9 protein-coding genes and 1 tRNA gene are annotated in these 14,802 nt (G+C 49.2%); 4 read left to right on the plus strand and 6 right to left on the minus strand.

From position 1 onward, the window contains the following. Position 1 precedes the first annotated feature (1 nt). Complete coding sequence (scpB, locus tag LBQ00_07990; protein ID MDR2018787.1) at positions 2 to 520, minus strand: SMC-Scp complex subunit ScpB; 519 nt, start codon at positions 518 to 520, stop codon at positions 2 to 4. Continuing rightward, entirely contained in the window at positions 511 to 1,440 is a 930-nt protein-coding gene (gene miaA / locus LBQ00_07995; protein ID MDR2018788.1) for a tRNA (adenosine(37)-N6)-dimethylallyltransferase MiaA, read from the minus strand. Before miaA ends, scpB begins: the two co-directional genes overlap by 10 nt. A gap of 29 nt (positions 1,441 to 1,469) precedes the next feature. Between miaA and LBQ00_08000 the strand changes: the two genes are divergently transcribed. The 3 genes from LBQ00_08000 to LBQ00_08010 all read left to right on the plus strand — a co-directional run bounded on the left by LBQ00_08000 (position 1,470) and on the right by LBQ00_08010 (position 6,636). Then, a complete protein-coding gene (locus LBQ00_08000; GenBank protein MDR2018789.1) occupies positions 1,470 to 3,341 on the plus strand; it encodes a PBP1A family penicillin-binding protein in 1,872 nt (623 codons plus the stop codon). 89 nt (positions 3,342 to 3,430) lie between these two features. Further along, positions 3,431 to 3,862, plus strand: coding sequence for a type II secretion system major pseudopilin GspG (gspG, locus tag LBQ00_08005; protein ID MDR2018790.1), 432 nt, complete (start codon positions 3,431 to 3,433; stop codon positions 3,860 to 3,862). Between the two features lie 824 nt (positions 3,863 to 4,686). Then, positions 4,687 to 6,636 (plus strand): hypothetical protein, encoded by a 1,950-nt coding sequence (locus tag LBQ00_08010; protein ID MDR2018791.1) that lies wholly within the window; start codon positions 4,687 to 4,689, stop codon positions 6,634 to 6,636. Positions 6,637 to 8,154: 1,518 nt separating this feature from the next. Here LBQ00_08010 and LBQ00_08015 read toward each other — a convergent pair. Both LBQ00_08015 and LBQ00_08020 read right to left on the minus strand, forming a co-directional pair. Beyond that, positions 8,155 to 10,593 carry an AAA family ATPase gene (locus tag LBQ00_08015; GenBank protein MDR2018792.1) on the minus strand — a complete coding sequence of 813 codons (2,439 nt, stop codon included), beginning with the start codon at positions 10,591 to 10,593 and terminating at the stop codon, positions 8,155 to 8,157. 240 nt (positions 10,594 to 10,833) lie between these two features. Further along, positions 10,834 to 11,589, minus strand: a complete 756-nt coding sequence (locus tag LBQ00_08020) for an SDR family oxidoreductase (protein ID MDR2018793.1) — start codon at positions 11,587 to 11,589, stop codon at positions 10,834 to 10,836. A 792-nt stretch (positions 11,590 to 12,381) separates the two neighbouring features. On the opposite strand from LBQ00_08020, the gene LBQ00_08025 reads away from it, so the two are divergent. Further along, the gene (locus LBQ00_08025) at positions 12,382 to 12,897 is read left to right on the plus strand and encodes a 4-vinyl reductase (GenBank protein MDR2018794.1); all 516 of its coding nucleotides are present in this window, start codon (positions 12,382 to 12,384) and stop codon (positions 12,895 to 12,897) included. Between the two features lie 533 nt (positions 12,898 to 13,430). Here LBQ00_08025 and LBQ00_08030 read toward each other — a convergent pair. Further along, positions 13,431 to 13,507: transfer RNA gene (locus tag LBQ00_08030), tRNA-Ala, on the minus strand. A gap of 102 nt (positions 13,508 to 13,609) precedes the next feature. After that, the gene (locus LBQ00_08035; GenBank protein ID MDR2018795.1) at positions 13,610 to 14,368 is read right to left on the minus strand and encodes a GntR family transcriptional regulator; all 759 of its coding nucleotides are present in this window, start codon (positions 14,366 to 14,368) and stop codon (positions 13,610 to 13,612) included. Between the last annotated feature and the right edge of the window lie 434 nt (positions 14,369 to 14,802).

Consider the following 14,802-nt stretch of genomic DNA (forward strand, 5'->3'; position numbering starts at 1 on the left):
TTCAGGCGTCTAAACTTGCTATTTCTTTAAGAGTCGGCAAATCTGCCGTATTCTTCAGGCAAAATGTTTCAAGAAATAGCTTTGTTGTCCGGAATACCATCGGCTTGCCTGCGTCTTCAAGTCTTCCCCCGAGTTCGATCAGCTTTCTTTCCAAAAGCTGTTTGACGGCACGTGACGAATCCACGCCCCTCAGACGGTCTATCTCCTTCTTTGGCACAGGCTGTTTATAAGCGATAATCGACAGGGTCTCCATTACGGACCTTGTGAGTCCCATCTCTTTTTCCCTGACGAACCGCTTTACCCAATCCCCGTACTCCGCCTTCGTCTGCATCTGGAAGCCTCCCGAGACTTCGGCGATCAAGAAAGCTCTGTCCGCCGAGTTGTACTCGGCGATCAAGCGGCTCAACGCCTCCAGCACCTCTTCAGGAGGGAAATCATCCAACTTTTTTATCATCTGTTTTGCGGTGATTGACCGTGCCGACGAGAAAAGGACTGCCTCGATAATCCTCTTTAGTTCCATCTCTCCAAAAACTCTGCGGTTTTGACCCTGATATCCTCGTTATCCTCGGGATACCTGAACCAGCTCACATCTCTCTCTTTTGCGAACCAGGTAAACTGACGCTTCGCATAATGTCTCGTGTGCTTCTTTATCTCTTCTACCATATCGTCATAATGAATTAAACCTTTTATGTAGAGAATGATCTCCCTGTAACCGATACCTGAGAAAGGTTTTGCTGTCTCGTCAAGTCCCATGGAGAGGAGCTTTTCAACCTCCCCAACCCATCCTCTCACGAACATTTCGTCAACCCTTCTGTTTATCCTCCGGTAAAGCTCATCTCTCTCCCTTTTAAGGCCGATTTTGAGCATACTATATCGGGCCTCCCCGAAACCGTGATCCCGCTCAAGTTCCGACATGGGTTTCCCGGTGAGACGAAAGACTTCCACGGCCCTTACGACCCTTACCTTATCCCTAACGCTTATCCGCATGGCATATGCGTGGTCGACGCGCTTCAACTCATCATAGAGAAAGATCGGGTCCTTCTCATAGACGTCCCTCAGTTCCTCGCGCAAGGTCTTATCCGTGGGAGCGGCAAACAGGCCGTAGGCCAAAGCCCTGAGATAAAGACCCGTTCCGCCGACGAGGATGGGCAGGTTGCCGCGGATCTTTATTTGGCGGATGGCCTCATCTGCTCTTTCCTTGAAGATCGCCGCATTAAATTCCTCGTGGGCATCGACTATGTCGATCAGGTGGTGGCCGCATTTCTCGAAAGAGGCGACATCGGGCTTCGCGGTCCCGATATTGAAATGCCTGTAGACCTGCATGGAATCAGCATTTATGATTTCTCCGCCCAGCAATTCGGCCATGTCGAGTGAAAGGGCCGACTTACCGGTACACGTGGGGCCTACTATCGCGATGACATTCCTATTGTTTGATAACATAGGTGCATATAAAGTATAATATATTGGTTATGTATGCAAGGGCTATAAAACTGGCTATACTCTTCCTTCTCCTTCCTGCTATGTTCGGCGCAGGCTTCGGGTACGCTCTCGTTAATTACCTGGAGATTCCCGATGTGAAACAGCTCGAGAGCTATAAACCCAAGTCAGCCACCAGGCTTTATGCGGACGACGGAACCCTTTTTGCCGAACTCTTTGTAGAAAAGAGGATCCCCATACCCATCACAGACATGCCGTACAACCTGAAGTATGCGTTCGTCGCCATTGAAGATGTGAGGTTCTACAGCCATTTCGGCGTCGATGTGAAGGGTATAGGGAGGGCGGCTTTCAAAAACATCGTGAAAGGCGGCATCAGCGAAGGGGCTTCTACCATAACACAGCAGTTGGCGCGCAATCTCTATCTCAGCCAGCAGAAGACCTACAAGAGAAAGATTGAGGAGGCAGTCCTCGCAATACAGATCGAAAGGACTTACTCGAAAGACGAGATACTCAACATGTATCTCAATCTCATTTATTTAGGCGAAGGCGCCCATGGAGTCGAGGCGGCAAGCTACACTTACTTCCACAAGAAAGCAAAAGAACTGACCTTGGAGGAATGCGCAACCCTCGCAGCCCTCACGAAATCGCCTTCAAGGCTTTCCCCTTTCAAAAATATGACAAGAGCCCTTGAGAGGAGAAACATCGTCCTCCAGAAGATGGCCGCCGCGGGGTTTATTCCGAAGAGCATTTACGCTAGAGCAGTGAAAACACCAATAACCCTGGCCCCCTTCAGGGCTTATGAAAAAAAGACCGGCTATTTCATAGAATACGTGAAGCAGACCCTTGAAGAGGTAGTTACCGAGCCGTTACAGATATACACAACAGGACTCAACGTAAAGACGGCGGTAAATCTCAACATGACCAACATCGCCTATGAAGCCATACAGAAAGGCGTCGAGGCCTACAAAAAGAGGAACCCGAACGTATCCTCGACTCCCGAGGTAGCCCTTATCGCGATCGAGGTGAAAACCGGCGACCTGAAGGTCCTGATCGGCGGAAAGGACTTCCTGAGCTCTCCTTTCAACAGGGCGGTTCAGGCCAAGAGGCAGCCCGGGTCCTCCTTCAAGCCGATTATATATCTCGCTGCCCTGGAGAGGGGGTTTAAGGCCGACACCATGCTCTTAGACGCACCCATCTCATTCACTAACCCGTACACCCACAAGGTCTGGAGTCCTAAAAACTACAGGCACGAGTATATGGGGAGTGTGACGATGCGGAAAGCCCTTGAGAACTCGCTCAACACCGCCACCGTGCGGCTTCTCGAAAGGACGGGCATTGATCACGTAGTAGACCTCGCAAAGAGGCTCCATATCGATGCAAATTTCCAGTCGAACCTGTCGCTTGCCCTCGGTACCACGGAGGTTGCCCCTCTTGATCTTGCCAACGCATACGCCGTGTTTGCCAGAGGAGGGATCTACATGCGGCCTCTGGCCGTGAAAAACGTGACCACCACTGAAGGCGAGGAAAAGTATTCTGAGGAAATCCACGGCGAAACGATCATCTCTCCGGAAGTCGCAATGACCCTGGTGGACATTATGAAAGGCGTCATAAAAAAAGGCACAGGCCGCGCCGCCGCGGGAATGCCTTACTCTCTCGCAGGCAAAACAGGAACGACCGACGAGTTCAGAGACGCCTGGTTCATCGGGTTCTCCCCCAACCTGCTATGTGCGGTCTGGATCGGTTTCGACAAGAAGACTTACCTGGGAAACAGGGAATCCGGCGCTACCGCCGCCCTTCCAATATGGATAGATTTCATGTCAAAGGCCCTTACCTCGTACCCTAATGAGGATTTCACGTTTCAGGCAGAGGAACAAAGGGCAGGAGCAAACGCAGGACTACCCTGATCATTTGGGGTTACCCATGGTATGTATTTTACACATTTGTTGACAAATAGCCTGTATTTCATTATACATATTCAGGATGGAGGTCAGCCATGCTTACTAAGAGATTAAAAAGATCCAACCAAAGAGGTTTTACGCTCGTTGAGCTCCTTGTCGTTATGGTAATCATCGGCCTGCTTGCCGCCCTCGTAGGTCCTAAGCTTTTCCCGAAGCTGGGAAAAGGCAAGCAGTCGGCAGCAAAGGCTCAAATTGAGCTGCTAAGCCAGGCATTGGATCAGTTCCGCCTTGATGTGGGACGATACCCGACAACCCAGGAAGGTCTCGCCGCCCTGATCACCAATCCAGGAGGGGTGGATAATTGGGACGGGTCTTACCTCAAAAAAGCCTTACCGAACGATCCTTGGGGGAAACCATACGGGTATCAGTGCCCGGGAACACACGGGGAGTTTGATATATACTCCTACGGGAGGGACGGCGCACCCGGAGGGGAAGGCGAAGATAAAGACGTAGCCAGTTGGGAATGATGATAGAACGGATGGGCAAAACGTTGCGGCCCGATTATGGGAGATCATTTAAAACCGATATTCAGGATTATTCCCGGTCAGCACAGGCCGCCGATAGAGCGGCGCCTACTATGACACGCAGCGGTTTCTGTCCTGCATATAATAAAATACTCACTTGGATTGACATACCCGGCCAGATGTATTATTTTAACATTTTATAGGGGGTCAACCTGGACAAAGGACGTATACAACATATAATGGGCTTGCACGGTCTATATGAAAGTCGTCTCACCAACCTGCGTGGTTTCATCCTTGTCGGGGCTTTCCCTGTCCTTCTTACCATTTTTGGCGCGGCGACACCGGCGAGCGCCGGTCAGGACCGTCTTTCTTTAGAAAACAGCTCGCCCCTTATACTGCTTGCGCAAGCGGAAACTATTCCTTCCTCTGGGGTTGCAACTCCACAGGGGGAACCACAGCGCGGCCAGGGAGCGGTGCAAATGAACGCTCAGGTTCCAGCGTCAGCACAGCCTGCTCTGGGAACGCCTACTCCACAGGCGATGAAACCCGAACCTGCTCAGGTTCCTCAGACCGTAAATATTCCGCCATCACCGCCATATCCTCAGGCACAGCAGGTCAAACAGCCAATACCGCAGACAGGTCCTTCAACCATCCCACCCGCCAGTCCTTTCAGGCCCGCCTACCCAATACAAAATGGAGGACCGCAAAAAGCCGAGCAATCTCGAACGACACAGATGCCGTCACAGACATTCCCGGCCAGGATGCCTGGAGGGATGTCTGGAGGCGTCAGAAGACAAGGTCCTGCCGGCATTGCGGCACCTGGGGGCATGATAAGCCTAAACTTTGATGATGCAGACGTTTTTTCGGTTATTCAGACCGTGTTCGGCGATATATTAAAGGTCAACTACGTGGTCGATTCACGCGTCAAGGGCCGCGTCACTTTCAGGTCAGTGGCCCCCGTCCCGAAGGACCAGGTACTCCCCGTCATGGAAGTGATCCTCCGGCTCAACGCCATTGGAATTGTGGAAGACAGCGGCATTTATAGAATGGTTCCTCTCTCCGATGTATCGAGGGAACCCTCTTCCGTTTATTCAGGAAGAGATGCAGACCAGATCCCCGTTACCGGTAAGTCGATCATCCAGATAATACCCATTACGCACCTTCAGTCAACTGAGGTGTCAAAGCTCGTCGCGCCCTTCCTGTCTGCCAACGCGGTGATGCTTGATATACCAAAGAGCAATCAGATCATAGTGGTCGATACGGATGCGAGCGTGCGCAGAGCGCTCCAGATCATCAATGCCTTCGACAATGAAGTGCAGAAAAAGAAAAGAGCCACCGTATTCGTCTATCACGTTCAGAACGGGAAGGCAAAGGACATTGCCAACCTCCTGAACCAGATTTATCTTGGAGCAAGACCGGGGATTACCTCTGGGAGCACCACTACAGGTTCTATGGCCCCGGCAACGACGAGTACGACCGGTTCCGGGACAAGACCCGCCGGCACCACGCCTGCCACCGGAGCAACCGGAGCAACAACAACAAGTACAAGTACCCTTCCCACTCCCTCCATCGCACAGCCGTCCATGGCGCCTCTCGGAGCGGTAACCGAAACTCTCGTCTCACCCATCACGAGAATATTCGCGGACGAAACTATAAATTCCGTGATAGTCCTCGCTACCCCGGAAGATTATGAGACTATAAAAGAGAGTATCACCAAGATTGATATTACCCCAAGGCAGGTGGTAATTGAGGGGATGATCGCGCAAGTTATTATGAAGGATGAGCTGAACTTGGGCCTTGCCTATTCATTGAATCTGCAGATCAATTCGGGGAATCTCAACCTTGGCGGCCCAATGACCCTTAACAGCGCACAACTCCTGTCTTCTAAAAATTCGGACGGTGAGATTATCAAGCCGGGGGATTCGAACTCAGGTTTCACTTTTGTGGGCACGGACGACAAAGGCATTGTGAGGGCTTACCTCAACGCCCTGGCCACGGACTCCAAGGCAAAGCTGCTCGCATCCCCCCACATACTCGTTTCCGACAACCGGGAAGCGCGTATTCAGGTGGGTAAGCAGGTCCCCGTCATCACGGGGGAGACTTACGGTTCCACGATGGTCTCGTCCCAAAGGACTATCCAGTATAAGGACATCGGTATCATCTTAAAGGTAAAACCACAGATCAACGCAAGCGGTCTGGTAGCTATGGAAGTGTCTCAAGAGGTTTCGACTTTCGAGACGCTCGCCCTTTATGCCAATGAGACCCAGATCATTATCAACAAGACGGAGGCGGTTTCAAACTTGGTGGTCCAGGACGGTCAGACCATAATCATAGGCGGCCTCATCCAGGAAAATAATACGAGAGATGGACTCGGCATCCCTTTTCTTAAAAACATACCGATTCTTGGGTATCTGTTCGGCAACAAGCACAGGATGGCGGATCGGACGGAGCTTATTATCCTCCTTACCCCGCGCGTGGTCAGAGATCAGAGGGAAGCAAGAGGCGTCACGAATGATTATATCGATAATATAACAGGCACATCGGTAAAGGGTGGACTGCATAAAGAAGAGATGCTTAAGGGCGGCGTCCAACTCAGGAGTGGGCTTGGAGATGCGGTAGCAACGGAAATGCCCTACCAGACTGACTTATTCATACCCGATGTATTCATACCTCTCAACGAACCGGAGAGGACCGGGGAAAACGAAACGCCTCGGATGCCGGAAAGTGCTCCCGAAGCGCAAACACCGGCTCCGCCGCCTCAGGCTCCCAATCCCTGAAAACAGGCGAGGTTATAAGGTCATGAGTGATGGAAACGTACCACTCATTGCTGTCTCACCTGTTTTTCTGTCCCATATCGTTCACGGTCGTTTTCTCTAACCTTTTCTGGTCTTTTTTCTTTTTGCAAGTGCATCGGTTTTCCGCAGAGCGAGGAGATTCATTCACCGTGGCGGTGCGACCTATCGGCCTTGGCCCTTCAATCAAGCCTGATATGTATAGTCATGGCACATGACAATCACATCAATATAAGGGAGTGCAAACTAAAAAGATAAGTTACAATGATCAATACCCGCCAAAGGATGGTGCGGAGTATGGCGAGTCAGGACCGCACTTGAAGAATACCAGCCAGATTTGCAGGCGTCCATGGAAGCGATAGGCGATAATGACAGGAGCTGCACTATAAGAGATTGGCAGTTTTGAAAAACAAAGCTGCCCCGCCGCTATAAGAAAATAGACCTCCAAGAGACATATATCTATCTAAACGGCAGACAGGTTTTCCTGCGGAGAGTCGCTATTCGGAAAGCGCCGGGCGTCACGGGTAAAAAAGACGAAACGTTTTTAAAGCCTGCATTCCTGTGTACCAAATGATGAAACTGACATAGATCAATATCTATATCGCGGATATGACAGGGCCAAGAAGGGACCCAAGCGCAACTAAAAAAGAGGGAGGCTTTGGGCCTCCCTCTAAACAAAACACACAACACACAACAACAACAAAAGGATGTTTTTATTTTATACAGACGCTTTGCGTCTTGTCAAGTAAAAAACAGGGGCGGACAAAAATTCCGCCTTCTCTTGTAAGCTCTCCTTAAGACTCTCGGAGTGACCAGCGACGCGGGTATCACAAATAGAAACTTGCTCCATTGCAGCATGATGGAACTTTGAGGCAATACCGCTCCTCCTGCCCCCGAATCACCCCTCATTATGATTGATAACGCCACTTGTGCGGAAAAGGCACGGCGCATAGCGCCCTCCTATCGCCCTATTCTCCACAGCTCTCAATCATATTGAACATTTCTGGAATTGGTTGAAATGACAATTGCGAAAATGTCTGCCCTTTAATCTCTGCTGGTCTAATTCCCCGCCCTTTAAAGCGCACGCGCTTACCTAATAGTCAGTCGTAAAAACCCCGGGATACCCCGCCGCTTGGGGGCGGGGAGGTTCATTTCATCTTTCGATATCACTTTATCTGAATGTTTTTAAATATAGGAATTATAATCGTTATGAACATAATCACATGAATCCGCTTGGAAAAACTGCCGTGATTACATCCCAGGCCTTTTTAATTGAGTTCTTAAGGGCACTGAAAAACTGAGCAAAGACATCCTGTTTCTTGAAGGAACCAATGATTAGCAAATTCAATGCGCTTGTATATGGCAGGGAAACGTTAATATAAGACGCATAAAAATAATCACAGCGCCAAGACATATCCATCTGCGGATATGTCTCGTGTCATCATTTGACCGGCTGCCGCGTTAGAAAAATATCACCATGAAGAGGCTTGTCAAATTTTAACATCATGATTTTTGATCCTCGGCGGGCGGTTTGGAGACAAGGCCCTTACCCTTCTTCTCTTTCTTTCTCTCAAGGGCCGCCGAAATTTCAGCAAGCCTCTTCATTACAAGGTTATTGATCGTTCCTTCGGGATACGTACCGTCTTCCCTCAATTCCCCCGCAGACATGCCGGTCAGTATCTCCAGACCTTCTTCCATCTCATCAATGGCATATACGGAGAACCGTCCGGTTTCTACCGCCTCACATATGTCTCCCCGAAGCATGAGATTCTTCACGTTTCGCTTCGGTATGATCACACCATTGCTCCCGTCAAGCCCCCGCATCTTGCAAAGATCGAAAAAACCCTCTATCTTCTGATTCACCCCGCCTATGGGTTGGACATCCCCATTCTGGTCCATGGAGCCTGTTACCGCAAAACCTTGCTTCACAGGCACGCCGGAGATGCTGGAGAGGAGCGCGTACAACTCGGCGCATGTGGCGCTGTCGCCTTCAATCATTTCATAAAGCTGTTCAAAAGTAATAAACGCGGAGAGACTGATAGGCCCTTTTATCGCATACTTGGCTCCAAGGTAGCTCGAAATAATGAATATCGCCTTCTCGTGGATCTTGCCGCTCATTTTGGTCTCGCGCTCAATGTTGACAATTCCGGCCTTTCCGATATAAGTCCGAGCCGTTATCCGCGATGGTTTCCCGAAACTGTAATCACCCATATCGAGAACAGCAAGGCCGTTGATCTGGCCCACTTTCTTATCTGTCGTGTCGATTATCAGCGTATCTTCAAGGATCATCTCTCTGATTCTCTCTTCCACCCTGTTCACGCGGAATACCTTTTCGTCGATTGCCTTCGTCACGTGCAAAGCGCTTATCACATCCGAATCCGCTTTCTTTGCCCAATAGTGCGACTCACGTATAAGGTCACGGATGGCGCTCATTTTGGTCGAAAGCTTGTCTTGACTGTCCGCATACCGCGAGCTCACCTCTATGATCCTGGCGACACCGCTCCTGTCGACGGGCAGGAGATTTTCCTTCTTCTGGCATTGGGCGACAAAAACCGCGTATTTCTCCATATTTTCAGAGGTACGGTCCATTCGGCTGTCAAAATCAGCCTTTACTTTGAATAATTCCCTGGATTCCTCGTCATATGTATATAGGAGGTAATAAACGTACTGATTTCCGGTGAGAATGACCTTGACATTGAGGGGGATCGATTCCGGTTTCAGCGAGGTGGTGCTTATCAGTCTATATTGTTCCAGGACATCCTCGATTTTGATTTCCCGGTTCTTGAGGGCCCGCTTCAGGGCATCATATGAAAAAGCATTCTTGAAAAGCTCCGTGGCGTCGACGACGAGATAGCCGCCATTCGCCCTGTGAACCGAACCGGCTTTGATCATGGTAAAATCGGTAGATGCCATCCCGTAAGTCACTTTATGCTCAATCCTTCCGAAAAGATTGAGGTACGTGGGATTGCTCTCAAAGACCACGGGAGCGCCTTTATTCTCGCCGTTATTGACCATGACGTTCACCGAGTATTTCATGAACGAAGGTTCCTGTTTCGGTATATTGAGAAGAGGGAGGGCCGAAGGTTGCTCCTCAGTCGTCTTGAACTCGTCGAGGTGGGAGATGATTTCCTCTTTTACGTCCTCAAGATAGGAGGCTATTTTCGGCCGGTCTTTATATTTCAGCTTGAGGGTTTCGATGAAGGGACCCACCAGTTCAAGGCCGATCATTCTTTCAAGGCTGATAAGCATATCTCTCACGAGTTTTTCTGCGTCCCGAAGGATTCTCACCACATCGTTGAGTTTCTCCTGGAACATTTTCCCCGTTTCTTCCATCTTCTTTCTGGTCAGCTCATCCAGGACATCAAACTCTTCTTTTGTGAGGGCTTCGCCGTTTTCCCTGATGGGGGTAATAAGGACACCGCTCGGCCCCCGCTTCACGCTGAAGCCTCTTGATTTGGCCTCCTCGTCGAGCCTCGACAGGTACTCATTTTGCTTTTGCTGGAAATCATCAACGATCTTGCTTCTTTGTATCTCGAATTCTTTTGATTCAAATGCCTTGGGAATCTCGATCCTCAGAGCGCCTATGAAGTCGCTCATCTCCTTCTGAAAAATAACGCCATGTCCCGGATCCAGAGAAATGGCACTGGAGGCATCAGGAGTCTTGAAATTATAGACGTAACACCAGTCCTCAGGCGTAGCTTCTCTTGCCGCCTTTTCGGTGAGGAGCGTGGTAATGGTGGTCATCTTCCCTGTGCCGCTCTCTCCCAGAGCAAAAATGTTGAATCCGTCACTGTTTATGCCGAGGCCGAAATCAAGGGCTTTCAACGCCTTTTCCTGGCCGATCATACCGCTGAAGTCAACAATATCCTGCGTAGTGTTGAATTTAAAAAACTCAGGGTCGCACTTCCGATATATATCTTTAGAATTAAGTTTCGTGATCATTTGACAGGTCTCCTTATTTCATGTCCCGCGCTAAGATACGATTTAAGGTGCGAGCACTTTGCGTCCCTCATTTAATCTCTACTGGTCTAATTCCCCGCCCCGTGAGGCATGCGTTTGCCTAAAGTCAGTCGTAAGCCCCGCGGGATACCCAGCCGCTTAGGGGGGGGCGGGAGGTTCGTTTTAATACCTTGTCCCGCTGCAGCCAAATCTTTCGAGTAAAGAATCCGCTTTTTAAACTCCTTATCTCATCCAGCTCCCGCCGGTAACACAGATCGTCTGACCAGTTATATATTCGCCTTCATCGGATACGAGAAAAACGACCGTGTTTGCCACGTCCTCCGGGGTCCCTTTCCTGGGATAGGGTATATTCTCGTACATCCTTTCGATTTCCTCCTCGGGATAGATGCGGGGGATGAATTCGTTATAAATGAAGCTGGGCGCAATGGAGTTCACCGTCACACAATTGGGCGCAGCCTCCATGGCGAGGCACCTTGTAAAGGCCATCACTCCCGCCTTCGCCGCAGCATAATGGGCGTGACCAGCCTTGAGCCCCATGAACCCCGCAACGGAAGTAATGTTCACTATACGGCCCCCATTTTGCGTGATCATGGAGGGTATCACCGCCCTGCAGAAATAAAAAGTCCCTCTGAGGGAAGTATTAATCACCGTATCCCACATCTCGTCCGTCATATCCACCACCTGCGACGGACGGTTGGTTCCGGCGTTATTTATAAGTATATCCACGCGGCCGAATCTTTCGAGAGTTCTCACGACCGCCTCCTCCACTTCCTCTTTTTTGGTTACGTCGCACTTAAGCCCCAAAGTGGACACACCGTATTCCGCCAGAATGGCCTCGGCCACGCTGACGGACCGCTCTTCATGGACGTCTGTTATAACCACGTGCGCCCCTTCTTTTGCCAATACACGGGCAACAGCCTGACCTATACCCGCACCCGCCGCTGCCGTGACCAGCGCTACCTTGCCGCTAAGTCTCATATTCCGCCTCCTATCCATATCATATACAAAAATTTCCCTAAGGCTCAAGAAGAAAACATGGACAGATCCGGTTTTCGGCTGACAGTCAGATGGGCTTTGAGGACTATAGGCCCCCAGCAGAACCACCCTCAAGGCAGCGGAAGAACAACAGAACGCATGGATTCATTTATACCTTAAGTCTCTTTTCGATAAACTGCAGGAGAAAATTGCAGGCATAGCGGCAGAGTATTATTATAGGACTTATTCGCCGGGCTTCCGTATCCCTATATACCAGAATAATGGTTCCATTCCAGTCAAACCCTGCCCCCTGACATTATAGAGGGAAACATGCCGCACATTGCCGGCAGAGCTGACGAAAGCATCCAAACCTGTCAGTCTAAGTATATAAGCCGCCTCGTCATCCTCGGCAACGTTCCGGCCCTTTATGCGGCGGCATGAGCAAGAACGGGTAAATAAAAGATGTACACGCTCAGGACCAGGGCAGGCAGCTTGCGGCAGATTAAGAAAATATGAAAATTTTCTTAATCTGGAGATAGTATCGACGGAGGAATTCTTGGCTTTTCTGGGATTGCTTTTGCAACCCCGCAGCTTCCTGACGGAATGAGTTTCATAATATTTTAAATTCTATCGAACTTTTTTGATAAAATGTCAAATTTTCTACAAATTTTTCATCGTTACATATTGACTGCTAAGCATAAAATATAGTAAAAGAGTTCGAGTTATCTATAGATAACGGATACATAAACCACTCTGCCATATGGATACCAACCGCACAAAAAAGGAGATGATTTTATGAGAAAGTACCAATTCAGAGGGGAACTTATCGGCGACGTGAACTTAGGCAGACCTAATCTTGGCGTTCAGATTGATGTGGAAATTTACCGATTGATGCAGTTTACCCTGCGCGATATTCTGGAAGAAAGATACGGCTCCGACGCAGCGGATGAAGTGTTCAGAGGCGCGGGGAGGCTTGCCGGAAATGAATTTTATAAAAATTTAGTCCATCCCGCCGAAACATTGGATGAATTTATCTCAAAGGTTCAAAGTGCTTTAATAGAAAAGAAGATCGGCGTTTTACGTATTGAGGAAGTGGACGTAAACGTAAGCAGAATCATACTCACCGTGGATGAGGACCTTGATTGTTCTGGTTTGCCTGAACTTGACTACGAAGCATGTCTTTACGACGAGGGATTTATATCCGCGCTCTTTGATTGCTTCACAAAAGAAAAATGGACGGCGAAGGAAATTGATTGCTGGTGCACAGGATCTCGGACTTGTCGTTTTATTGTAACAAAGAATTGGATTTAAGACGACCTGAAACTGACATGAACAACCAAAACGCAAGCAATGGAGGGGGGGGAAAAGGATAAACCATATTCCACGGAGGAATTCTTAGATTTTATGGGATTGCTTTTGTCAATCCCGCACTATGTATCTTATAAGCTTTACAATCATATTTCGTACCCTGTTTCGGTCCGCCTGTGATCATGCCCTATTGGCCGACTATCTGCCCGGCCTTCTCCTTGATACAAACCAAATAGTTTCAGATATTTGCCGCGAAATGGGATAATATCCAAGAGCGGCTCGGTGGCTTCGCCTGCTTCAGAAATTATCCGCAAGAATATGCCCGCATCTTTTGAGACATTTTTTTGCCACACATATTTACAACGAGACAGGCGACTTAAACGCCCTGTGAGAAACAATGGGACATGCCAACTTCAGATTAAAAAAAATCTATACCCAATTATCGGAGGATCACGAGAGAGAAGTTGTTGAAAAGGGGCTGATGTTGTGACATGTTGTTACAACTATCAAACCCCCTGTCCCGTAACTCATTGAAATGGTGGAGCTGATGGGGATCGAACCCACGAACCTCTTGACTGCCAGTCAAGCGCTCTCCCAGTTGAGCTACAGCCCCAGTGGCTATTTTATAACAGCATCCCGTCTGATTGTCAACACGCAGTTTTCCATGGAGCTTGGGGCTTCTCACCCCGCCAAGGCATCTCTCATGGAAAAGACTCTAATTAGACTTCGCGGCCCTCTTTTTCGGCCCCATCGTCTTGACAACGTAGTTGCAACCCCTTAAAATATGCTTCTTTGCGATTTTTTCGGCCCGCCCTTTATCTCCTTTTTTTATCGCATCAAGCATTCTCCCGTGGTCTTGGATGTATGTGAGTCTGCCTTTCGCGTGGAAGAGCGGTCTACCGTATCTCGCCATATAGTCTCTGAGGGCACCTATCATGTTGCAGAGCTTCGGACTACGGGTAGCCTTGTAGACCATCTCGTGAAATTCCGCATTTAATTCGGTAAACCTTTCCAGATCTTTTTCCGCCAGCGCCTGGTAGGATAACTCCACATTTTTCTCCATGTCCGCGATAAACTCAGGTGTGACATATTCCGTTGCCATTGAGACAGCATAGCTTTCAAGTGCGGCTCTGATCCCGAAGGTCTCCCTCACCTCCTCCCCGGACGTCATGCTGACTCTGAATCCCCGCAAGGGAAGTCTCTCCAGGAAGCCCCTATGTTCCAGCGTCATCATCGCCTCTCTTACGGGTATCCTGCTTGTCTTGAACTGCTCTGACAGTTCCTGTTCAATGACCCTCTCGCCAGGTTTAAGCTGTCCACTGACAATTGCGCTCTTGAGGGCGTCGAAAATCATTTCTCCGGTGGACCGCTTTCTGACTGACTCGGCCACTTTCGGAATTTCTTCTTTCCTGTAGTTAACCTCCTTCTTTTCTTTTTCGTCACAACTTCTGCCTTTGGCATTCTCCTTTCTCATTTCGGCACAACCCCCTTAAACATTCGCATATCCCCTCTGCAGGGACTATTTGCATAGTATACAACATTTGGCGGCCAATGTGTAGAATTAGTGTCATTTGTGTATACGACCGGCATCAGGTCTCTAAAGCCAAGTCTAAAGAAAAATGAACCTCCCGCCGCAAGCGGGGTATCCCAGGGTTTACGACTGACTATCAGACAGCGCGCTCTTTCAAGGGGCGGGGAATTAGACCCGTAGAGATTAAAGTTCCTTATCTTTGCGGCAAATGATTTTGGTGATGTCTTGATATCTTGATGCCCTGAAGAATAGTATTCTATCCTGAAATAGGATTTTCAGTTTTTATGATAGAAAAAAAGCATCATGCTTGATATGCTTATGATATGCGGAGCTCAAAGGCGGAGTACATAAAGATTTGCAGATGACTTAAGGTCTGC

It is taken from the genome of Syntrophobacterales bacterium, from assembly GCA_031274925.1.
Lineage (GTDB): Bacteria > Desulfobacterota > Syntrophorhabdia > Syntrophorhabdales > Syntrophorhabdaceae > PNOM01.

Coding starts and splice junctions, on each gene's coding strand:
- scpB (MDR2018787.1), bottom strand. CDS start 520: ATGGAACTAAAGAGGATTATCGAGGCAGTCCTTTTCTCGTCGGCACGG.
- miaA (MDR2018788.1), bottom strand. CDS start 1,440: ATGTTATCAAACAATAGGAATGTCATCGCGATAGTAGGCCCCACGTGT.
- LBQ00_08000 (MDR2018789.1), top strand. CDS start 1,470: ATGTATGCAAGGGCTATAAAACTGGCTATACTCTTCCTTCTCCTTCCT.
- gspG (MDR2018790.1), top strand. CDS start 3,431: ATGCTTACTAAGAGATTAAAAAGATCCAACCAAAGAGGTTTTACGCTC.
- LBQ00_08010 (MDR2018791.1), top strand. CDS start 4,687: ATGATAAGCCTAAACTTTGATGATGCAGACGTTTTTTCGGTTATTCAG.
- LBQ00_08015 (MDR2018792.1), bottom strand. CDS start 10,593: ATGATCACGAAACTTAATTCTAAAGATATATATCGGAAGTGCGACCCT.
- LBQ00_08020 (MDR2018793.1), bottom strand. CDS start 11,589: ATGAGACTTAGCGGCAAGGTAGCGCTGGTCACGGCAGCGGCGGGTGCG.
- LBQ00_08025 (MDR2018794.1), top strand. CDS start 12,382: ATGAGAAAGTACCAATTCAGAGGGGAACTTATCGGCGACGTGAACTTA.
- LBQ00_08035 (MDR2018795.1), bottom strand. CDS start 14,368: ATGAGAAAGGAGAATGCCAAAGGCAGAAGTTGTGACGAAAAAGAAAAG.